Raw genomic sequence first — 21,232 nt, 5'->3', positions numbered from 1 at the left:
ATGAGCGGCATCCGGTTCGCGGAGACCGGCACCGCGCGTACGGTCGTCCTGGACGCGGGGCGTTCCGGCGCGGCCGGGGATCCGCCGGGCTGCCGGGCCTGCGGTCATCCGGACGCCGAGACGGTGCTCGACCTCGGCCCGATGCCCGCCGCGGATCATTTCCCGCCCGCCGATACCCCGCCGCGACCGGACGAGACGGCGCATCCGCTGTCGATGGCGGTCTGCCGCGGATGCGGTCTGGCCCAGCTCGTCCAAGACGATACGACCACCGCCGAACCGCGCGGAGTGGAGCCCCGCGCCCTGCGTGAACAGGCCGCCGACGCGATTCGAGGGGTCGCGTCGGCGGGGCTGTTGCGGGGCGCCACCATCCGCGAATTCGCCAGCCCGCACGGCGGGAGCTGGCTGGGTCTGCTGGCCGGGCGCGGTTTCACACCGGCGGACGGTCCGGCGGATATCGTGCTGGATTCCTTCGGCCTCATGCACGACCGGGATCAGGCCGCCGGGATCGCCCGCCGGGCGGCGGCGACCGCGCCCGGCGGGGTGCTGCTGCTGCAGTACCACCCGCTGCACACCATCGTGACCACGGGCCAGTGGAACGCGCTGCGGCACGGCCATTTCGCGTACTACTCGCTGCGGGTACTGCGCGAAATGCTCGCCGGTGCCGGTATGTCGGTGGTGACGGCGTGGGATTTCGCGCTCTACGGCGGGACGGTACTGATCGCCGCCGTGCCCGGGACCGCCGAGCCCGACGACGCGGTGCGCCGGGTGCTGGCCCGGGAATCGGCGACCGGCGATCCCGGGACGCTGCGCGGATTACAGCACGCGGCCGACCGGCATGCCGGGCAGTTGCGGGCGACCCTGGAAACGGCGGCGGCGTGCGGCGCCCGCGTCTACGCGTACGGGGCCGCGTCCCGCGCGGTCGCGCTGCTGTGCCGGGCGGGAATCGGGCGCGAGCTGCTGGCCGGGGTCGCGGACGCCGCGCCGGCCAAACAGGGGCGCCGGATGCCGGGCACGGATATTCCGGTGGTCTCCCCCGAGCAGCTCCTCGCGGCTCGCCCGGACCAGGTACTGCTGACCGTACCCGATCTGTTTCCCGAGGTCAGCGAGCGTTACCCGGAACTCGCCGGGCGCTGGCTGATCGACGAACCCGATCCACCCCCGCGGGAGCGGCCCATCCGGTAGCGCTCTTTCCCCATACCGGCCGGGGCCGTATCGACGGCGCCCGGCGTCACCCGGACAGCACCCGCGATGCCGCGGTGCTGTCGCGATACCCCATCCCGTCATTCCCTGTCATTCCCACGAAAGGATCAGTGGTGGCCCGCGTCTCGGTCTGTGTCCCCGCCTTCGAGGCCGCGCGGACGCTCGAGCACACCCTGCGTTCGATCCTGAGCCAGGACGCCGAATTCGAACTGCTGGTGCTCGACAACGCCAGCACCGACGCGACCGGCGCGATCGCCGCGTCCTTCGACGACCCCCGCCTGCGGGTCGAGCGCAACGACACCACACTGCCCATCGGGGACAACTGGAACCGCGCGATCGCGCTGTCCACCGGCGATCTGGTGAAGGTGGTGTGCGCCGACGATATTCTGCTGCCGGGTGCGCTCGCGGCACAGATCGAGGTGATGGCCGATCCGGCGTTCGCGATCAGTTCCAGCCGGTTCCAGGTGATCGACGAACAGGGCGCGCTGGTGGAGACCGATCTCGGACTGCCCGGACTCGACGGGGTGCGTACCGCGCGGGCGCTGGCGCGCACCATCGTCCGGCGCGGGCCCGCCGAGTTCGGGCCGACCGCCGCGGCGATGTTCCGGCGGGAACATTTCGACCGGGTGGGCGGGTTGCGCGGAGATCTGGTGTTCCCGATGGACGTCGACCTGTTCGCGCGGGTGGGTCAGTTCGGGCTGTTCTTCGGGCTGCCCGAGGTCGCCGCGGCCTGGCGGGCCTCCACGTTCAATCTGTGCGCCCGCACGTCCACGATCAGCAAACTGAGCGAAACCCTGCGGTTCCACCATCGGCTGGCGCGGGAGTGCCCGCGACTGCTGTCACCACTGGATGTGACCATCGGCGACCTCCGGCTGGCGCGTACCGCGCTGGAGCGGTTGCGGGTGCGGACCGGACGTGTTCTCCGATCGCGACGCGGATCGAACCTATGACGACGATCGTGCCGCGGGTGCATATGACGGGGTCGGAATGGTTCGGTTCGGCACCGGGTGGGTTGAACCGCTATTTCACCGACCTGTTCGGCGCGCTCACCGGCCACTCCGGGATCTCGGTCTCCGCCGCGGCGTTCGGCGCCCCGCCGCCGGGCGGGCTGTCGTGGGGGCCGGTGGGCGGATCCACCTGGCGCCGCGCGCGCACCGCGTTCCGGCCCGAGCCGTACGGCCCGGGATCCCCGGCCGTACTGGACCGGCATTTCACGCTGTACGGGCCGCCCGCGCGGCGGTCGCGGCACCGGCTGGTGGTGCATTTCCACGGGCCGTGGGCGGCCGAGAGCCGGATGGCCGGTGATGGCGCCGTCGCGGCGCGGATGAAGTTCACGCTGGAACGGCTGCGGGCCCGGCCCGCCGACCGGTTCGTGGTGCTGTCCGGGCATTTCCGCGATCTGCTGATCCACGACTACCGGGTGGCGCCGGAGTCGGTGGCGGTGATCGCTCCGGGGGTGGACCTGCACCGATTCCGGCCCGTCGCGCGGCCGGCGACGACCGTGCCGATCGTGCTCTGCGTCCGGCGGCTCGAACACCGCATGGGTATCGATGTGCTGCTGCGTGCCTGGCCCGGGGTCCGCGCCGCTCATCCGGACGCGCGTCTCGTGCTGGTCGGCACCGGTACGGCCGAGTCGGCGCTGCGCGCACAGGCCGAGCGGGCGGGTGCGGGCGTCGTCTTCACCGGCGCGGTCAGCGATTCCGGGCTGGCGGACTGGTACGCGCGGGCCGCGGTCACGGTGGTCCCCTCGGTCGCGCTGGAGGGTTTCGGCCTGATCGCCCTGGAATCGCTGGCGTCCGGGCGCGCGCCCGTGGTCACCGACTGCGGTGGCCTGCCCGACTCGGTGCGCGGCCTGGACCCGTCGCTGATCGTGGCGGCGGGCGATTCCGAGGCGCTCACCGCTCGGCTGACGGCGGCGCTCGACGGTACGGTCCCCGCGGACGCCGCCTGCCGCGCCCACGCCGAAACCTTCTCCTGGGCCGCTGCCGCCGACCGGCATATCGCGCTCTACCGGGAGCTGGCCGCATGATCCGCGCCGTTTTCCTCTGCCATACCGCGGCTCCCTCCGGCGCCGAACTGGCCGTCCTGCGGCTGGTGACCGCGCTGCGCCGGGCCGGCCGAGTGGACGCGTCGGTCCTGCTCACCGCCGACGGTCCGCTGGCGGATCTGCTGCGGGACCGCGATATCCCGGTCACCGTGCACCGCACCGGGTTCGACAGCCGTTCGCTGACCATTGCCGGTTCGGGACCGGTGCGACTGGTCACCGGGGCACTGGAATTGGCACGGCTCGGCACCGAGGTCGGCGAGACCGTCCGGTCGGGACGGGCCGACGTGGTGGTGGCGCAGAGCATGAAAACACTGCTGGTGGGCGCGGTGGCGGCGCGCCGCGCCGGTATTCCGCTGGTCTGGCAGGTCCACGACCGGATCGGTGCCGATTATCTCGGTGCCGTCCTCGCGTTCGGGATCCGGATGCTCGGCTGGGCCGTCGCACGCGGGCTCGTCGCGAACAGCCGGGCGACACTGCGCACCCTGTACACCCGGGGAAGAGTGGCGGCGGTCGTCTACCCGGGGCTCGAGGACACCGGGCCGGTGCGGCGGGCCCCGCAGCGCTCCCCCGGCGCGGTACACGTCGTGATGGCCGGGCGGCTGACCCGGTGGAAAGGCCACGAGGTGCTGTTGAGCGCGCTCGCGCTGGTACGGCACCGGCCCGCCCGGGTCGTCCTGGTGGGCGGAACGCATTTCGGTGAAGAGGACTACCGGTCGCAGCTGCGGGACCGGGCGCGGGCGCTGGGTACGGCTGTCGAATTCACCGGTCACACCGACGATCCCGACCCGTACTTCGCCGACGCCGATATCGCGGTGCACTGTTCGGTCCTCGCGGAACCGTTCGGCCAGGTCGTGGTGGAGGCGATGCGGGCCGGCTGCGCGGTGGTGGCCGCCGACGCCGGAGGACCCACCGAGATCGTCCGCCCGGAGGTGGACGGCCTGCTCACGCCTCCCGGCGATCCGGTGGCGCTGGCCGCCGCCCTGGACCGGCTCATCGCCGACCCGGCGCTGCGCACCCGGCTGGGCGCGGCGGCCCGGGAGCGTGCCGGTGAATTCGGGATCACCGCGACGGCGGACGGGATCGCCGCTGTGCTCGAGCGGGTGACCCGCGGGCGGGCGGTACCGGCACGATGAACACCTCGACCGAGAACACCATCCCGATCCGGATCGTGCACCGCCACTATCCGGTTTCGCTGGACGGACTCCGGACTCCGGACTACGACCTGCCGACCGAGATCATCCCGGCGTTCGCGGATTGGCCGACGGAGAAACTCCCGCTGGTGGCGGCCCTGGCGGACCCCGCCGCCGACCTCCCCCGCACCCGGGCCGCCCGGATCCGCGAATTCGCGATCCTGCTCCGCGATATCGCCTACGTCAGCTTCGGCAAATACGGGCAGTACCTGGTGACGGTCGCGACCCTGCCGCTGATCGCCCGGTTGCTCGGCGCATCCGGGATGGGCCTGCTGGCGGTCGGGATGTCGGCGTACTTCCTCGGCTCCCTGATCGTGGACCTCGGTATCACGTCCTATCTCGCCGCCCGGGTACAGGAATCGGGCACCGACCACGCCGTGGTGAACCACACCCGCGGCACCTATCTGGCCATCCGGGGCGGGATCCTGGGCGTCCTCGGCGCGGCGCTGGGTGTGGCGGCGGCCGCCGCGAGTCCGGAGTACCTGGTCATGGTGCTACTGGGTTTGTTCGTGGGTGGTTTCTGGTCGCTGTCGGAGGACTGGGTGCTCATCGGCCAGGGGCGATTCGGCGCGTCGACGCTGTACCAGTCCATCGCCCGGGTGGGGTACCTGATCCTGCTGCTGACCTTGTTACCGCGATTCCCCACCGCGCCCATGGCGATGCTGTGCCTGCTCGGTTCCGCGGTGATCGGCCTCGCGCTCACCTGGTGGGACACCTGGCGCGTGTTCGGCCCACCGGCGCCGCCACGCGGCGCGTGGAAACTGATCCGCGCCGCGCTCCCGGTGGTCACCGGCCGGCTGCTGACCACCAGTTACGGCCAGGGCGCGGCCACGGTGTACGGGGCGGTGCTCGACGCGGTATCGCTCGGGCTGTTCTCGGCATCGGACCGGCTGGTGCGCGCGGTGCAGTCGCTGCTGGACCCGATCGGTTTCGCACTCCTGCCGCGGATGGCGAAACGCAGCGGTGAGCAGCGGTTCTGGCCGGATGCCTTCCGGGCGCTGGCCGTCTGTGTGGCGGCGGCGGGAGTCGCCACCGCCGCGCTGTGGGTGGCGGCGCCGCTGGTGATACCGCTGGTATTCGGCGCCGAATTCGCCGGTGCGGTGGGCGTCCTGCGCCTCGAGGCGCTGATCCTGCCCGCCACCACGGTGACCTCGTTCGTCACCACCGCGGTCCTGCCGGTGCGGCAGGACACCGTCGGCGTGCTCATCGGTTCGGCAATCGGCACCGTCGTGGCGGGCTCCGCACTGCTGATCGGGCTGCGCACCCATTCGGTGTGGACGTTGGCGGGCGGCATCGTGGCCGCCGAGTTCGCGGTGGCGATCTGGTATCTCGCGCGGATGCGCGCGCTGATCGTGCGGGAGCGCGTCGCGGGCACTGCGGTGCCCGCCGGTGCGAAGAGAAGAGGGACGCGATGAGGATTCTGTTCGTCGGCGACGACTGGCTCGGCAGCAATGCCCGTTCGCTGGCCGAGGGATTCCGCCGCCTCGGGCACGAGGTGATGGTGGTCGATTCCACCCCGGTGACGCTGCCGCCGCGGCTGTCGCCGTCGTGGTGGTATGCCAAACAGGGTGCGGGGCGGGCCCCGTGGGCGGCCGACCGGGTGCACACCCGGCTGGAGCGCGCCGCCGCGGAGCTGCGTCCCGACCTGGTGTTCGGATTCAAATCCGTCTACCTGGACCAGCGCCGTCTGCTGGAGATCCCGGCCGCGCTGCATGTGCACTACAGCCCCGACGATGTGTCCAATCCGGCGAATATCACCGCGGATTATCTGGCGCACGAGGCGGAATGGGACATGGTGGTGACCACCAAACGTCACAACCTGCCCGAACTCACCGCCCGCGGCGTGCGCCGGACCCTGTTCGTGCGCAGCGCCTACGATCCGGCCTGGCATCATCCGGCAGCGCGGCGCAGCAGCCGGCAGTTCCTCGTCGGATTCATCGGCGCCTGCCGGCCCGATCGCCGCCCCGGCATGGTGTCGCTGGCCCGCACCTACGGCGCACAACTTCTGGTGCGGGGGCCGGGATGGCGCCGGGTACGGCAGTTGCGCACCACGCGCGCCGCGGTCGCGGGCCCCGTCTACGGCGAGGATTTCGCGATCGCGGTGGCCTCGGTGACCGCGAACCTGGTGCTGCTGAACTCCGCCAACCGCGATACCCACACCTGCCGGACCTTCGAGGTGCCCGCCTCGGGCGGCCTGTTCGTCGGGGAACGCACCGACGAACACGCCGATCTGCTCGACGACGGCACCGAGGCGTTCCTGTTCTCGAGCCGCGACGAACTCGACGACATCCTGGAACGCTGCGCGCAGTACCCGGACCAGGCGGCCAAGACCGCCGAAGCGGGGTACCGGCGCATCGTCGAGGGCCGGCACACCTATACCGATCGCGCCGAGGAGATCCTGCGTGCGCTGGACTGAACCGGCCGGACCGGCGGGTGGACGCCGATGCTGATCCCGGACACCGTGACCTCGAATACGCCGCTGCTGATCGTGGCGGCGGCGCTCACCGCACTGCTGCTGGCCGGGCTCCTCGCCCGGGGTGTGCTGCGGGTGCTGCTGATCGCGCAGACGGTGTACTGGGCGATGTCGTATATCGCGCGCCCGGTGGTGCTACTGGTCGTACGCCCCGACCCGCATTTCGGCGACAACGTCGCCGACCCGCGGCTGGCCGAGATCGGATACGACGCCGGGATCGAGGCGGTCCTGCGCCCGGTGGCCTTCGGCCTCACGGTGTACGCGGTCATCGTTCTCGCCTACGTCCTGTGGGCGCGGCGGCGGCCGCGGCCCGGCCCGGCGCCACTGGCCGGGGACCCGGACCTGACCGCCACCCTGTGGGTGCTCTACGTGCTGGGGACTCTCGCACGCCTGGTGAGCGTCGCCGGCGGCGCGGCCGGGCAGGCCGGAGACGTACAGAGCGCCTCACCGGTCCTGAGCCTGCTCACCATGCCCGCGACCCTGGGCGCCGTCGGGCTGATCGTCTTCGCCCGGCCGCCCCGGCAATCCGGCACGCTCCTGTTGCTCGGCGTGCTCATGGCCGGCGAACTCTGGTGGACCACGGCGACCGAATCGAAGACACCCGTGCTCGGCGCCGCCCTGGCGGTGGCCGTCCGGTGTGCGCTGACCGGCTGGACGCGGGCGAAGGTGCTGGGCATCGGCGCGGTCTCGGTGACCGGTATCGCCGGGTTCGACTGGCTGCAATCGCTGAAGACCTCGCCGTATCTGCGCGCCGAAGCGGCGGCCGTGGACGGCGCCTATCCCACCGCGGTCCGGCCCTTCCTCAGTCTGCTGCGCCGATTCGACCTGCTCGAGGCCGCGACCGACGCCTACTACGTGGGGCCGCAATCGTGGCTGTCCCCGGGCGAGGTGGCCGGGCATCTGGCGCGCAGTATGGTGCCCGCGCAATTGCTGGCGGAGGAGAAACTGCACGCCGGCACCGCGTGGGCCGCCGAGGTGCGCGGCGCCTCGGTCGATATGAGCCAGGTGTCGGTCTCGCTGGCCGAAGGCAATATCGCCGAGGGCTATGTGCTCGGCGGGACGACGGGTGTGGTCGTCGGGGTGGCGTTCACCGCGATCGTGCTCGTGGGCTGGGCGCGGGCGCTCTACGCGCGCCATCTGGTGCCGGTCCTGTTCGGTATCGCACTGATCGAGGTGCCGGTGGTCTTCGAGCGCGGAATGCTCGGCAGCGCGGAAACATTGGGTAAATACCTGCAGGTCGTGGTGCTGGCCTGGCTGGTACGGCTGGCGGTCGGCCAGTGGCGGCGCACCCATGCGCCACCACCCGGCCCGGACCGCGAGCCCGATCGAGAATCGACGATCCGGCCGGCCCGCGGGCCGGTCGGCGCGACCGTGGGAAGTGAAGGAAGACAATGATGGAACTGCCCGATTACCTGCGCCTGGTGCGCCGCTACTGGGCGGTGGGGTCGGCGGGCGTGGCGCTCGGACTGGGTCTGGCGGTGTACCAGACGGACTCGGCCCCGGAGACCTACACCGCCACCAGCACCGTGTACGTGACGATGGCGACCGGCACCTCGGTGGCCGATTCGTATCAGGGCGGGCTGGCCGCCCAGCAGCGGGTGCGTTCCTATCTGGAACTGGTCACCAGTGACCGGGTCGTGGATCGGGTCATCGGGCAGCTCGGGCTGGGCCTGGACCGGGAAGAACTGCGCGCCAAGATCACCGCGGACACCCCGCCCGCGACCTCGCTGCTGCGGGTTTCGGTGACCGACGAGGATCCCGAGACCGTGCGGGTACTGGCCGACCAGGTGGTTTCGCAGGTCCGGGCGCTGATCGACGAACTCGAGACCATCGAGGCCACCGCCGCCCCGGCGGCGCGGGTCGCGGTGGTCGACGCGGCGCAGACCCCCACCGAGCCGAGCGGCCCGGGCAGCACCCGGATGCTGGCGGTCGGCGCGCTGGGCGGTCTGCTGTTCGGCGCCGCGGTGGCCTACCTGCTGGATCGGCTCGACAAGAAGGTCCGCGATACCGCGGACCTGGCGGCCCTGGGGCAGCCCGTACTTGGCACCGTCTCGCTCGGCGGTCCCGATGAGCGCGCCGGTCTGCGCGCGGTGCGTGCGCGGCTGCCCGAAGCCGGCCGGCTCGTGGTGACCGGGCTGGGCGGTCGCACCGAACCGGGTGTGGTGCTCGGGCTGGCCGCCGCGCTCGGCGCGACGAGCAGCCGGGTGCTGATCATCGACGCGGACACCACCGGCGCCGGCGTCTCCACGCTGCTGCCCGAATCGCTGCGGCAGCCGTCGGCGACGGAATGGCCGGTCCGGGAGGACAATTCGCGCCGCGAACTGGTGACGGCCTCCAGCCGCACCACCGCCGCGGTGCGCGGTGAGGTCTTCGACCCACCCACGGTCAAACTGGATCTGCGTGCCGGGGCCGCCGCGCCCCCGCTCGAGGAGATCGCCGCGCCCGCGGTACCCGGCGGACGGTCGGGCGAGGGTCTGGCCGCGATCCTGCGCGAGGAGGCGAGTGTCGAGCGCACACTGGTCCCGTGGCCGGAGCAGTCGGTGACCGTACTCGCGCTCGGCAACGCCGACGAGGACACCCCGGATCTGCTGGCATCGGCGCGTTTCGACACCGTTCTCGCCGAAACCGGGCAGCGGTTCGATCGGATCATCGTCGCCACCGCCCCCGCCGACGCGGTGGCCGTCGCACCGAAGACGACCGCGGTGCTGGGCATCGTGCAGCTGGGCCGTGATCGCGGCGATCACGTCGCCGCGGCCCTCACGGCACTCGCCGGTACCGGCGCCACGGTGGCCGGTGTGGTCGCGGTGGCGCGGCGGAGCCGGTGGCGGCGATCGTGAGCGGTCCCGAACCCGATTCCGTGCGCCCGCGCCGGCGTCTCCAGCGGCGTGACCTGCTCGCGGCGGGATTGGGTGCCGCCGGAATCGGTGCGGTGGCTGCGCCACTGGCCTCCTGCGGACCGCAGCCCGCGCCGGTCGTGGTCCCGGTGGGCACGCTGCCCATGACCGTTCGCGATATCCGCGCGTTCGGTGCGGTCGGCGACGGCGTGGCCGACGATACCGAGGCCCTGGCCGCGGCCTGCCGCACCGACGGGGTGCCGCCGGTGGTGTACCTGCCCGCCGGGGAGTACCGGATCACCGCCTGGCCCGATCTTCCCGACTACGCCGTCGTCTACGGTGACGGCGCCGATGCCACCACGGTGTTCTGTGACCGCGACACCACCCTCGTCGACCTCGAGGGCAAACAGCGGATCCGCTTCGCGCGCCTGGGCTTCTACCTGACCGGCCCGGCCGCCACGGCGGTGCGGCTGGCGGAATGCTTCCGCTGCAGTTTCGATTCCGTCCTGCTGCGCGGTAATCATCTCGGCGACAACCACCCTCGATATACCGCGCAGCGCGGCGTGGTCCTGGAGGCCAATACCGGCGGAACCGCCTTCATCGACTGCGATATCAACAATTTCGGAGTCGGGCTCGCGACCTCCTGTATCCAGAACTACGTCACCTCTTCGAAGTTCACCGGCAACCGCGTCGGGGTGCTCGGCACCGGTAACGACCACAATGCCGGGCTGGCCCTGACCAACGTGGAATTCGTCTCCGATACCGATCCGGCCACCACCGACCGGCATCTGCTGATCGACGGGGCCGCCAACAACTGGTGGCTCACCAACGTCTGGTTCGAGGGGGCGGAGGTCGCGGTCCAGGTGGGCGCCGCGGGCCGGGGCGGGCCGTCGCAGTTCGGAATGGTCAACTGCAAGGTCGCCGCCCGGGCCTGCGATATCGACCTGATCCACTGCCGCCAGCCGTATCTGGCGAATATCGCCTTCGACGCCGACCCCGGCAGCCGGCCGGCCGAACTGCGGATCGACGAGGGCGGCTGCCCGGAGGGGATCGCCGTCAACCTGATCTCGTCCGCCGGCGCCGAGGTGGACCCGGCGGTCTTCCCGCGGCACTGGCAGGTGCTGGGCCGCGGCCATACCCACCGGCCCGTATTCACCGGTACGGTCACCGCCCGCGGTAACGGCGCCGAGGAACTCCTGAACGCGGTGGCCCCCGACGGCGCCGGATTGGCCTCGGTGCTGGCCAGCGGCGCCTGGCTGTCCGAACGCGCCGATGCCGGTGTGGTGCTGCGGGATCCGGAGGGCGGGTACTGGCGGCTGGTGGTGGCACCGGACGGCGCGCTGCGCACGGCGCCGCTGGGCCGGGACCGGCCGGTGCGCTGAGATGACCGGGACGAGCGCGACTCCCGGCGGGCGGCGCCGGGTCCGGCGGTGGCAGGTGGTCGCGTCGGGTCTGGTACTCGCGGCGCTGGCGGCCGTCGCCGGATGGCCGGTGTTCGTCCGGCCTCAGGTCGACCCGCTGCGGCCCGCCGACGCGATCGTCGTCCTCGGCGGCACTCCGTACGAGCGGTTCGACCTCGGGCTCGAACTGGCGCGCGAGCGCTGGGCGCCGGAGTTGCTGATCGCCGCGTCGACCGGGCTCGACGATCCCCGGATGGACCGCTACTGCCGCACCCCCTACCCCTTCCGCGTCACCTGTTTCGAACCGCGGCCGTGGACCACCCGCGGTGAGGCGCAGGAGATCCGCCGCCAGGCCGCGGCCAACGGCTGGCGCCACCTCATCGTCATCACCTTCACCCCGCATATCTCGCGGGCCCGCTACATCGTGGACCGCTGCTTCGACGGCGAACTCACCATGGTCGCCAGTCCCGGGCGCACCGACCCCGGGTTCTGGACCTGGATGTATATCCGGCAGAGCGCCGGATATCTCAAGGCATTCACCGAATCCGGCTGCTGAGCCGAAGACCCCAGGAGCGAGAGTGATCACCGAATTCGGCGGCAGCGACAGGGCCCAGGCCCGGCTGCACGCGCTGATTCCCGGCGGCGCGCACACCTACGCGCGCGGCGCCGACCAGTACCCCGAGCATATGGCCCCGGTACTGGTCCGCGGGCACGGCTGCCGGGTCCTGGACTGTGACGGCAACGAGTTCATCGAATACGGGATGGGTTTGCGCGCGGTGACCCTCGGTCACGGCTACCGCCCGGTCGTCGACGCCGTGGCCGCGGCCATCGCCGACGGGGTCGGATTCTCGCGGCCCACCGTGCTCGAACTGGCCGCCGCCGAGGATTTCCTGGCCCTGGTACCGGGGGCGGAGATGGTGAAGTTCGCCAAGAACGGCTCCGATACCACCACGGCCGCGGTCCGGCTGGCCCGCGCCGTGACCGGGCGGACCACGGTGGCCGTCTGCGCACAGCCGTTCTTCTCCGTCGACGACTGGTTCATCGGGACGACCGCCATGGCGGCGGGGATCCCGGAGCAGCCGACCGTCCGCTTCCCCTACGCCGATCTGCCGGAACTGGAGCGGATCCTGGCCGATCGGCAGGTGGCCTGCGTGGTCATGGAGGCGGCGACCGCGCTGCGCGAACCACCACCCGGCTACCTGGCCGGGGTCCGGGAACTCTGTGACCGGTACGGCACCCTGCTGGTGTTCGACGAGATGATCACCGGGTTCCGCTGGGCGGCCGGCGGCGCGCAGCAGGTGTACGGAGTGGTTCCGGACCTCTCGTGCTGGGGTAAGGCGATGGGGAACGGTTTCCCGGTCTCGGCACTGGCCGGACGCCGCGAATACCTGGAGCGCGGCGGGCTGGCCACCGATGCCGAGCGGGTGTTCCTGCTGTCCACCACGCACGGTCCGGAGACGGGCGGGCTGGCCGCCTTCCGGGCGGTGGTGCACGCGTACGCCACCACCGACCCCGTCGCCCGGATGGAGCACGCGGGCCGGCGGCTGCGGGCCGGTTTCGAGGAGATCACCGCCGACCTCGGTATCGCCGGGCGGCTGCGGGTCGCGGGCCGGCCGTCGTGCCTGCTGTTCCAGACCCTCGATCCGGAGGGCGAGCCCTCTCAGGGGTACCGCACGCTGTTCCTGCAGGAGTTGCTGCGGCGCGGTGTACTCGGCCAGTCCTTCGTCACCTCCGCCGCCCATACCGACACCGATATCGATCGGACCCTGGCCGCCTGCCGTGACGCCGCCGCCGTCTACCGCCGGGCCCTGGACCAGGGTTCGGTGACCGGCCTGCTCGAAGGACGCCCGGTGGCACCGGCGGTCCGCGCGTACGCCGCGCCCCGCCGGCTCGAGGGGGTGCTGCGGTGAGCGCGACGGCGGACGCGACCACGACTCCCGGCCCGGGAACGGCCGGTGCGGCGGACCCCGCAGGCGCCGCGGTCGCGATCGTGCACGAACGGTTCACCGAATACGGCGGATCCGAGGCGGTGGTCGGTGAATTGGCGCGTATCTGGCCGCGGGCCCGGGTGTTCGCGCCCATCGTCGACCTCACCGCCGCCCCGGCGCACGCCCACCCTCCGTGGGACACCATCTCCGGCAGCGGCCTCTCCCGTATCCATGCCGCCACCGGCCGCCGTTCCCACGCCCCGCTGCTGCCGTTCGTCCCCCGCGCCCTGCGCCGCCTACCTCTCCGGGGCCGCTTCGACGCGGTGGTGATCAGCCACCACGCCTTCGCGACCCAGGCGGCTCTCGCCACCGACGCGCCGGTCATCGCCTATGTGCACAGTCCGGCCCGCTGGGCGTGGGAACCGGAGTTCCGGGCCCAGGAGGCCGGCGGCGTGGCCGGCAGAACGGCATTGGCCGCCCTGGGCACGCTGGCCCGCCGGGGTGAAACCGCGGCCGCCGGGCATCTCACCGCGGTGGTCGCGAATTCCCGCGCGGTCGCCGACCGTATCCGGGACCGGTGGAATCTGACGGCCACAGTCGTGCACCCGCCGGTGCGATTGGACCGTTTCTCGCTCGACCCGGCCGTACCGCGCGAGGATTTCCTCCTGTTCGCCGGCCGGCTCGTGCCGTACAAGCGGCCCGATCTCGCGATACGCGCCGCGCAGCGGGCGGGCTGCCGGCTCGTGGTGGTCGGCGACGGACGCTACCGGGCGCGGCTCGAGGCGATGGCCGGTCCGGAGACAACCTTCCTCGGCGCCGCGCCCGACGAGGTCCTGGCCGATATGTACCGCCGCTGCCGGGCGCTGCTCATGCCGGGTGTGGAGGATTTCGGCATCGTCCCGGTGGAGGCGATGGCCTGCGGCGCGCCCGTCCTCGCGGTGGGCGCGGGCGGCGCCCTCGACACCGTGCTGCCCGGTCACAGCGGCGCCCATATCCCGGTCGGATCCGACGCGGACGTCATCGACGGCTTCGCCGCGGCATTGCGCGACCCGGCGAGCACCGCACTGTGCCCGGCCGGGATCCGGCGGCACGCGGAGTCGTTCGCACCCGAGGTCTTCCGCACCCGGATGGCGGAGGTCGTCGGCGCCGCGATGCGCCGGTAGGCGCGCGGACGGGTCAGAAATCCTCCGGGCCGGGACGGACGGCGTTATCCGGAGTGTGCAGCACCCACTGGGCCTTGCCGTTGTTCTTGGCGTGGTAGAGCCCCGTATCGGCGGCTTCGAGCAGCGCCTCGGCGTGGCCGTCGGACACCGTGGTCATCACCGCGCCGATACTGGCCGAGACATGGAGTTCGTGATTGCCGGCGTCGAGGGGTTCGGCGAGCGCGTCGAGCAGCCGGTTGGCCACCAGCGCCATGCGCAGATCGTCGACCGGCGGTGGGACCAGTGCGACGAATTCGTCGCCGCCGATCCGCGCGACCAGGCAGTCCAGGTCTTCCACACTCTGCTGCAGCCGCTCGGCCACCGCGGCGAGCACCTTGTCTCCGACACCGTGTCCGAATCGGTCGTTGACGTTCTTGAACCGGTCCAGGTCCACGAAGCACAAGCCGATGCAGTCCTCGGAGCCGGCACTGTTGATCGTCGCGTCCAGACGCTCCAGCAGGTGACGGCGGTTGGGCAGCCCGGTCAGCGGATCGTGGCGGGCCTGCCGGCGCAGTTCGTCACGCATCCGGTGCTGTTCGGTGACATCCTCACCGACGGCGAGCAGATAGTTCGGATGCCCCGGACGGCCCTCCACGAAGGTGATGGAGAACGACGCCCACCCGTAGCTGCCGTCGGCGCGCGCGATCTGCTGTTCGAGTTTCACCGCACCCCGTTTGTTGGGCACCAGGCGTTCGTAGACCATTTTCCGGATCCGGGCGCGATCCTCCGGATGGGCGAACTCGTAGACCGAGATACCGCGCAGCTGCTCCACCGGCACGCCGATCATCTCGGCCAGCACCTGGTTGACGTCGAGCAGTACGCCGTTGGTATCACCGATGGCGATCGCGACGGCGGCGTTCTCGAACACCACCCGGTACCGCTCGTCCACCCGCCGCATGCTCTTATCGGGTTCGAGGGAACTGAACAGCAGCTGCCGCCGCCAGCCGAACCCCTCCCCGAATTTCGCGAGCAGGATCGCCACCCGCCGCGAGAGCTCCGCATCGGGGTCCGGACCGGCCAGTGATCGCAGGACCGGCGCCGACGCGGCCACCACGTCGTCGGATGTCAGTCCGGTGGTGACCAGCGCCGCGCCGGCCCGCGCGCCCGCATCGGAGTCGAAGGGGGTCACCGTCAGCGCGCGGGCCAGATCCACGGCCAGGCCGTCGAGCAGCTCCTCGAGATCCGCGCCGCCGCCCGGTGCGGCCCCACCCGCCGCCGTCAGCGCCTCCGACCACGATCGGACCAGCTCCTGACGTTCCGACCCCGTCATCGCACCCCTTCGACTCGCCGATCTCGCCCCCGTTCGCGGATACCTGTGATCGCGGTCCGGGTGGCATCACACCTGCCCGAATAGTGAACATACTTCCTCATCGGCCGATGATCACTTCGAGCCGGTAGCCCGATTCTCCGCGAAAATGCTCACGCCCTTGTATCGCTGCGTGCCCAGTTGCCACACCCAGCTCGCCCGGACACAGGCCGAGAGGTCCTCGAGATACCACTCGACCTGCGCCGCGAATTCGAAATCCATGCCCTCGCGCGCGGCACACCGGGCGGCGACGCTGTCGTGCCGGGAACGGAATTCGACCAGCCGGGCGCGCACGAGATCGGCGGACTCGCGGATCGCGTCCGGGAGTGTCGCGCCGGGGCTGTTCAGCAGGCAGACCGGTATCAGATTGAAATCGGAGCGATCCACGACGCATTCCTTCTCGAAGGAGAACATATCGTTCATCAATGCGCCCAGCTCGGCGGCGAGCACCTGTAATCGGCGCAGATCGTCCGCGAGTCCCGCGCCCGCGAGCGCTTCCCAGGACAGATATCCGTCCCGGCCGAATTCGCATAACGCGATGGCCGGGTACATTCCCGATACCTGCGCGCGCAGGTCGATATATTCCGCGACCGTCAGCACGTCACCGCGCGATCGGGCGTTCTGGTCCCGGATCGCGGTGTGCAGATGCTCCTGCGTCGAGGCCAGGAACAGGTCGAGCCATTCCGGATCGGCCAGTTCCGTCAGCCGCGTCAGGAATTCCATCGTCGCCGATTCGAACGGGGACGGATTCTCCGGCGGGGTCCGGGTCTGCAGCAGCCGGGACAACCGGTCGAGGTCGGTGCGGGCCCGCTGCTGCTCGACATCGGCGAGGTGCCCGAACTTCTCCCGGCCCACCGTATCGTTGAGCCAGAACAGGATCGCGTTGAACAGTCCGATCACCGACAGCCGTTCCACGCTGATCGGGCCCGGATGCAGATACGGTGTCATGCTGTTGTAGTGCGCCCCGGCGGGTTCGAGCCAGATGCCCTGTGCCCGGCAGTACCGTTCGACCTCGGCACAGGCCTGATCGCCGAACGGGCTCGGCCGGAAATCCCGGCAGTAGTCGTCGATATCGCAATCCGGTGTACTGAACAATTCGCGCAACGACCACGGGTCCCCCGCACTCACCCAATCCTCGTATTGCGCCTGCATATCCGCGATCTTCTGCTCGAACGCCGATGTATATCGAGAAGCCACGACGACTCTCCTCCCGCCTAACCAAACCCTTCCAGTCTGGTCGACGGAACCGGTCGCTGCCACTGGACCGAGCGGTCCGCCGGCAGCGACCGGGCCGTATTCAGGCGGGGCGCATCCGGAGATGGCAGACCATCGCCGCGGGCAGCCGGCGCAGATGCCGTTCCAGTTCGTCGCTGCGATGGCTCGGCAGCAGCCGGTCCCAGCCGCGCGGCGGTGCGACCTCGGCGAGCACCACGATCACCCGGCATCCGGTGTATCGCCGCCGTATGAACCGGGCGACGGGTTCACCCACCCCCGATTCGCCGCCCAGAATTTCCAGGGGCACTCCGGGCCGCCACGCCTCCCAGTCCGCGGCGAACGCGGCGCCGTCGTCACCCGGTAACACCACGTGCACCGCCACCACCTCCGTACTCGCCGATATGGCCGCCGCGACGGCCTCCCGGGTGAGTTCGGAGATCTCCGCGACGGGTACCACCGCGACGGTGCGTCCGGGTCGCGGCCGCGCGGGCCCGGGGTGGACCAGACGGCATTCCCCCATCCGCGCGTAGGCGCCGCGCACCCGTTGCATCAGTACGACCAGCACCGGCAGCACCAGCACGATGGCCCACGCGCCCTCGGCGAATTTCATCACCGTGGTGATCACGGCGGCGACCGCGGTGAGCAGCGCACCGAAACCGTTGAGCAGCAGCAGCGCCCGCCAGCGCGCCGGCCGGTGCCGCCACCAGTGCCGCACCATCCCGGCCTGGGCGATGGTGAACCCGACGAATACCCCGATCGCGAACAGCGGTACCAGCGCGTTCATCTGCCCGCCGGACACCACCAGCAGCACGGTGGCGCCCAGGCCGAGCGCCACCACGCCGTACCGGTACACCTGCCGGGCGGAGGCGACCGCGAAACGATGCGGCAGGCAGTTGTCGTCGGCGAGCAGCCGGGTCAGGGTCGGCAGACCGCCGTAGGAGGTGTTCGCGGCCAGCGCCAGCAGCACGATGGTCGCGAACTGGACTACGTAGTATCCGATCCCGTCACCCAGCACCGTCGCGGTGAGTTGCGACAGCACCGTCACCCCGGGTTCGGGACGCACCTGGAACTTCTCGATCAGCACGGCCAGCCCGAGCAGCATCGAACCCAGCAGCAGCCCCAGCGTGACCTCGGCCCGCCGGGCCCGGCGTACCCGGGGCTCGGCGAAGCTCGGGACGGCATTGGCGATGGCCTCCACCCCGGTCAGCGCCGCGCATCCGCTGGAGAACGCCTTGAGCAGTAACAGCACGCCCACCGCTTCCAGTTCACCGGAGCCCGCGGGCACCGGCGCCGCGGCCGGAGCGTCACGAAGCAGGCCGCCGATGATCACTACGAAGATCCCGCCGACGAAGACGATGGTCGGCAGCATGAACGCCCGGGCACTGTGCACGATGCCGAACAGGTTCAGCACCGTGATCCCGAGTGTCACGGCCACGCATATCTCGGCGGCCGCCCCGTGCAGACCGGGAAACGCGGACGTGAGCGCCGCGACTCCCGCGGCCACCGATACCGCGACATTGAGGACGTAGTCCACGATCAGCGAGGCGGCCGCGACCAAACCGGTCCGGGGTCCCAGATAGCGTTTCGCCACCGCGTACGCGCCGCCACCGTCGGGAAACGCCGCGATCACCTGCCGGTAGGAGGCGATCAGCACCGCCAGCAGGACCGCGATCGCCAGCGTCACCGGCAGGGTCATCCCGAGGCCGGCCGCACCCGCGGTGGCGAGAACCAGCACGATCGCCTCGGGTCCGTAGGACACCGACGCCATGGCGTCGAGGGAGAGTCCGGCCAGTCCGGTGGGCACCGTCAGGCCGCGGCGCCGGGGTTCGGTCCCGGCGGTCCGGCCGGGGTCCGGAAGTACAACAGTCACAGCAGCGAGTGTCGGACCGCTGCCCGCCCGGACGAAGAGGTGTTGACGTGTCCTTGACGGCGACGTGACGACGCCCACCCGAGCTCCGCGGCGGCGGGCCTCAGTGCTCGCCGGCGCGGATCCCGTCGGCCAGTTCGCCGTCGCTGCCGACCCGCACCAGGGCGGCCGCGAAATCGGCGGTGTGGTCCGTGGGCGCCAGTGCGGCGAGTTCTTCCGGGTCGGCGGGCAGGTCGATACGTTTGGCGCCGCGCACCGTGCGGTCGTCGAAATAGGGCCGCACCCAGGTCCACACATCCTGGACCTCACGCAGGAAGATATGGCCGCCGGTCGGGCCGATGCCCTTGAACTGCTGAACGAGTTCACCCGCCCGTTCGATATCGTGATCGGCTTCGTCGGCGAGCCTGCGCAGATCACCGCCGTATCGATCGAGCGCGAGGGCGGCGGTCGCCCCGAGTTGCGAGGCGGCGCTCTCGTCGTAGCGGCGGTAGTGGCCGCGGCCGAGGGCGTCCACCAGGTCCTGCCAGTCGGCGTCGGCCACCTTGCGGGCGGTCCCGTACCCGCTGTCCACCAGTTCGGCCGTCGCCGAGATCGCGAGATCGGACGAGATCCGGGCGCTGAGCAACTCGGTCAGCATCAACAGCTGGAACAGCGGTGCCGGTTTGTCGTCGAGGTGGATACCGGCTTCGGACGCGAAGGTGGTCCCGGCCCGGTCGAGCAGTGTGTGCACAACGTCTCGCTGGCTCATGGCGCCTCCTTTCCGCCCGCGCGTACCCGCTCGCCTCCGATCCACACCTCGGCACGTCCGCCCGGCGCCGGACACAGTCGGCGCCCAGGGTCCGCTCCTCGCCGGCGATCCGCCAGGCTTGGACTCAGCGGGTATCTTTTACTCCCGGCCGCGGATGCGGTCCGAGATCGTGCAGGGAGATCCACCGGAGCCAACCGTCGACGATCGGAGATCGGTGCATGACCGCCACTGATGAGTACCTGTCCAACAACGCGCAGTACGCGCAGCAGTTCAGCGGGCCGCTGCCCCTGCCCCCGAGCAAAGGCGTCGCGGTGGTGGCCTGCATGGACGCGCGCCTGGACGTGTACCGGATCCTCGGATTACAGGAGGGCGAGGCGCATGTCATCCGCAACGCCGGTGGTGTGGTCACCGATGACGAGATCCGTTCGCTGGCCATCAGCCAGCGGCTGCTGGGCACCACCGAGATCATCCTCATCCACCACACCGACTGCGGAATGCTGACCTTCACCGACGACGATTTCAAACGCTCGATCCAGGACGAGACCGGCCTGAAGCCGGCGTGGTCCGCCGAGGCGTTCCCCGACCTGAACGAGGATGTGCGGCAGAGCGTGCGGCGTATCGAGACCAGCCCGTTCGTCACCAAGACCTCCTCGCTGCGAGGGTTCGTCTTCGATGTCGCCACCGGCGCACTCGAGGAAGTGAAGGCCTGACCACCCGGGGCGCGCCGGGGTCCGGCTACCCCGGCCCGTCCTCGAACAGCCGCGCCGACGGCCACCGCGCCGCGGCCACCAGATCACGCACCACCCGGACCAGTTCCCCCGCGACGACCTCGACCGCCGGCGAGCGCCGCCCGGCGCGGGGCAGGCCCAGCACCACATTCCTGGACGCCTCCGGATCGTCGAGCGGCGCCGCCGACAGCAGCCCGGCCGCGACATCCGCGGCGACTCCGGCCGCCGGCAACACCGTCCGGCCGTAGCCCGCACCGGCGAACTGCTTCTGCATCGACATCGAGTTCGTCTCGACAGCGATGCGCGGGACGATCCCCGCGCGGGCGAACGCCTGATCGATAAGCACTCGCAATCCGTGTCCCGCCACCGGCATCACCACCGGATGCGCCGCGAAGGTCTCCGTGGGCACCGGCTCCTCGATCCGTAGTCCGGCCTCGGGTGCCGCCACCACCCACAGTCGCTCACGCAACAGGGGCCGCGCGTGCAGTGACGGGGTGCTGCGCAGGTTGTACAGCAGGGTCATATCCACCTCACCGCCGTCGAGCCACTGCTGCAGATGTCCGGAATAGGCGGTGAGGATCCGTAATTCGATACCCGGATGGTGCGCGCGCAACCGTTCGAGCAGCGGGCGCGCGAGGATATCCACCGTACTCTCGAGCAGTCCGACGGTCGCGATACCCGTGACCGGCCCGGGCGCGGGGGTGATCTCGGCCCGGGCCCGGTCCAGTTCGTGCAAGGCCCGGCGGGCGTGGTCGATCAGTACCGCGCCCGCCGCGGTGGGCCGCATCCCCTGCCGGGTGCGCTCGAACAGCACCACCCCCAGCTCCGTTTCGAGAGTTCTGATCTGCCGGGTCACCGCGGGCTGGACCAGGTGCAGCAGCTGCGACGCCTTGGTGACGCTCCCGGTCTCGGCCACTGTCACCAGGGCCTTCAGCTGTTTCAGCTCCACCGGTCCGGCCTCCATCGCGCCACGGCATGGTCATATCAGTAATCGTTATTTTACAACACCCGAGATCACCTTCGATGATGGACGACGGCAGGTGACGAGTGCCGGTACCGGAGACGACTCCCGAGGTCACGCGCGGAAAGGAAGT

Annotated in this window: 18 protein-coding genes; 13 read left to right on the top strand and 5 right to left on the bottom strand. The window is 71.0% G+C overall.

Going from position 1 to position 21,232, the window contains the following annotated elements; genetic code table 11:
- From ACZ6SF_RS05150 to ACZ6SF_RS05095, 12 genes are all read left to right on the top strand, one after another.
- Positions 1-1,182 (top strand): class I SAM-dependent methyltransferase, encoded by a 1,182-nt coding sequence (locus ACZ6SF_RS05150; protein ID WP_466060693.1) that lies wholly within the window; start codon positions 1-3, stop codon positions 1,180-1,182.
- 128 nt (positions 1,183-1,310) lie between these two features.
- Positions 1,311-2,150 carry a glycosyltransferase family 2 protein gene (locus tag ACZ6SF_RS05145; protein ID WP_466060692.1) on the top strand — a complete coding sequence of 280 codons (840 nt, stop codon included), beginning with the start codon at positions 1,311-1,313 and terminating at the stop codon, positions 2,148-2,150.
- Between the two features lie 23 nt (positions 2,151-2,173).
- Positions 2,174-3,229, top strand: a complete 1,056-nt coding sequence (locus tag ACZ6SF_RS05140) for a glycosyltransferase family 4 protein (protein ID WP_466061346.1) — start codon at positions 2,174-2,176, stop codon at positions 3,227-3,229.
- The gene (locus ACZ6SF_RS05135; protein ID WP_466060691.1) at positions 3,226-4,380 is read left to right on the top strand and encodes a glycosyltransferase family 4 protein; all 1,155 of its coding nucleotides are present in this window, start codon (positions 3,226-3,228) and stop codon (positions 4,378-4,380) included. Before ACZ6SF_RS05140 ends, ACZ6SF_RS05135 begins: the two co-directional genes overlap by 4 nt.
- A complete protein-coding gene (locus tag ACZ6SF_RS05130; protein ID WP_466060690.1) occupies positions 4,377-5,852 on the top strand; it encodes a lipopolysaccharide biosynthesis protein in 1,476 nt (491 codons plus the stop codon). Before ACZ6SF_RS05135 ends, ACZ6SF_RS05130 begins: the two co-directional genes overlap by 4 nt.
- On the top strand, positions 5,849-6,853 hold the full coding sequence (locus ACZ6SF_RS05125) for a CgeB family protein (protein WP_466060689.1): 1,005 nt from the start codon (positions 5,849-5,851) through the stop codon (positions 6,851-6,853). The genes ACZ6SF_RS05130 and ACZ6SF_RS05125 overlap by 4 nt, the downstream gene beginning before the upstream one ends.
- A 27-nt stretch (positions 6,854-6,880) precedes the next feature.
- Entirely contained in the window at positions 6,881-8,305 is a 1,425-nt protein-coding gene (locus ACZ6SF_RS05120) for a hypothetical protein (RefSeq protein ID WP_466060688.1), read from the top strand.
- Complete coding sequence (locus tag ACZ6SF_RS05115) at positions 8,305-9,747, top strand: YveK family protein (protein WP_466060687.1); 1,443 nt, start codon at positions 8,305-8,307, stop codon at positions 9,745-9,747. Before ACZ6SF_RS05120 ends, ACZ6SF_RS05115 begins: the two co-directional genes overlap by 1 nt.
- A complete protein-coding gene (locus tag ACZ6SF_RS05110; protein ID WP_466060686.1) occupies positions 9,744-11,126 on the top strand; it encodes a glycosyl hydrolase family 28-related protein in 1,383 nt (460 codons plus the stop codon). Before ACZ6SF_RS05115 ends, ACZ6SF_RS05110 begins: the two co-directional genes overlap by 4 nt.
- Position 11,127: 1 nt before the next feature.
- Positions 11,128-11,700: a YdcF family protein gene (locus tag ACZ6SF_RS05105; protein WP_466060685.1), complete on the top strand. Its 573-nt coding sequence runs from the start codon at positions 11,128-11,130 to the stop codon at positions 11,698-11,700.
- Positions 11,701-11,722: 22 nt separating this feature from the next.
- Positions 11,723-13,054: a glutamate-1-semialdehyde 2,1-aminomutase gene (locus ACZ6SF_RS05100; RefSeq protein WP_466060684.1), complete on the top strand. Its 1,332-nt coding sequence runs from the start codon at positions 11,723-11,725 to the stop codon at positions 13,052-13,054.
- 77 nt (positions 13,055-13,131) lie between these two features.
- Positions 13,132-14,235: a glycosyltransferase gene (locus ACZ6SF_RS05095; protein WP_466061345.1), complete on the top strand. Its 1,104-nt coding sequence runs from the start codon at positions 13,132-13,134 to the stop codon at positions 14,233-14,235.
- Positions 14,236-14,248: 13 nt separating this feature from the next.
- Here ACZ6SF_RS05095 and ACZ6SF_RS05090 read toward each other — a convergent pair whose 3' ends face one another.
- From ACZ6SF_RS05090 to ACZ6SF_RS05075, 4 genes are all read right to left on the bottom strand, one after another.
- Positions 14,249-15,544: a diguanylate cyclase domain-containing protein gene (locus ACZ6SF_RS05090; protein WP_466060683.1), complete on the bottom strand. Its 1,296-nt coding sequence runs from the start codon at positions 15,542-15,544 to the stop codon at positions 14,249-14,251.
- A gap of 111 nt (positions 15,545-15,655) precedes the next feature.
- Positions 15,656-16,777, bottom strand: a complete 1,122-nt coding sequence (locus ACZ6SF_RS05085; protein ID WP_466060682.1) for a terpene synthase family protein — start codon at positions 16,775-16,777, stop codon at positions 15,656-15,658.
- Between the two features lie 100 nt (positions 16,778-16,877).
- Positions 16,878-18,665, bottom strand: a complete 1,788-nt coding sequence (locus ACZ6SF_RS05080; protein ID WP_466060681.1) for an APC family permease — start codon at positions 18,663-18,665, stop codon at positions 16,878-16,880.
- A gap of 100 nt (positions 18,666-18,765) precedes the next feature.
- Positions 18,766-19,410 (bottom strand): HhH-GDP family DNA glycosylase, encoded by a 645-nt coding sequence (locus ACZ6SF_RS05075; RefSeq protein WP_466060680.1) that lies wholly within the window; start codon positions 19,408-19,410, stop codon positions 18,766-18,768.
- A 218-nt stretch (positions 19,411-19,628) separates the two neighbouring features.
- Here ACZ6SF_RS05075 and ACZ6SF_RS05070 point away from each other — a divergent pair, with 218 nt between their 5' ends.
- Positions 19,629-20,120: a beta-class carbonic anhydrase gene (locus tag ACZ6SF_RS05070; RefSeq protein WP_466060679.1), complete on the top strand. Its 492-nt coding sequence runs from the start codon at positions 19,629-19,631 to the stop codon at positions 20,118-20,120.
- Positions 20,121-20,145: 25 nt separating this feature from the next.
- Here the strand turns inward: ACZ6SF_RS05070 and ACZ6SF_RS05065 are convergent, their stop codons facing one another.
- Positions 20,146-21,102, bottom strand: coding sequence for a LysR family transcriptional regulator (locus ACZ6SF_RS05065; RefSeq protein WP_466060678.1), 957 nt, complete (start codon positions 21,100-21,102; stop codon positions 20,146-20,148).
- Positions 21,103-21,232 lie beyond the last annotated feature (130 nt).

The organism is Nocardia sp. NPDC049935 (genome assembly GCF_055586645.1).
Note: the sequence above shows the minus strand (reverse complement) of the source record. Positions and strands in the feature narration are given on the sequence as shown.

Bases quoted from the DNA above. Each gene is read 5' to 3' on its own strand.
- ACZ6SF_RS05150 (WP_466060693.1), top strand. From the start codon at position 1: ATGAGCGGCATCCGGTTCGCGGAGACCGGCACCGCGCGTACGGTCGTC.
- ACZ6SF_RS05140 (WP_466061346.1), top strand. From the start codon at position 2,174: ATGACGGGGTCGGAATGGTTCGGTTCGGCACCGGGTGGGTTGAACCGC.
- ACZ6SF_RS05135 (WP_466060691.1), top strand. From the start codon at position 3,226: ATGATCCGCGCCGTTTTCCTCTGCCATACCGCGGCTCCCTCCGGCGCC.
- ACZ6SF_RS05130 (WP_466060690.1), top strand. From the start codon at position 4,377: ATGAACACCTCGACCGAGAACACCATCCCGATCCGGATCGTGCACCGC.
- ACZ6SF_RS05125 (WP_466060689.1), top strand. From the start codon at position 5,849: ATGAGGATTCTGTTCGTCGGCGACGACTGGCTCGGCAGCAATGCCCGT.
- ACZ6SF_RS05120 (WP_466060688.1), top strand. From the start codon at position 6,881: ATGCTGATCCCGGACACCGTGACCTCGAATACGCCGCTGCTGATCGTG.
- ACZ6SF_RS05115 (WP_466060687.1), top strand. From the start codon at position 8,305: ATGGAACTGCCCGATTACCTGCGCCTGGTGCGCCGCTACTGGGCGGTG.
- ACZ6SF_RS05105 (WP_466060685.1), top strand. From the start codon at position 11,128: ATGACCGGGACGAGCGCGACTCCCGGCGGGCGGCGCCGGGTCCGGCGG.
- ACZ6SF_RS05090 (WP_466060683.1), bottom strand. From the start codon at position 15,544: ATGACGGGGTCGGAACGTCAGGAGCTGGTCCGATCGTGGTCGGAGGCG.
- ACZ6SF_RS05075 (WP_466060680.1), bottom strand. From the start codon at position 19,410: ATGAGCCAGCGAGACGTTGTGCACACACTGCTCGACCGGGCCGGGACC.
- ACZ6SF_RS05070 (WP_466060679.1), top strand. From the start codon at position 19,629: ATGACCGCCACTGATGAGTACCTGTCCAACAACGCGCAGTACGCGCAG.
- ACZ6SF_RS05065 (WP_466060678.1), bottom strand. From the start codon at position 21,102: ATGGAGGCCGGACCGGTGGAGCTGAAACAGCTGAAGGCCCTGGTGACA.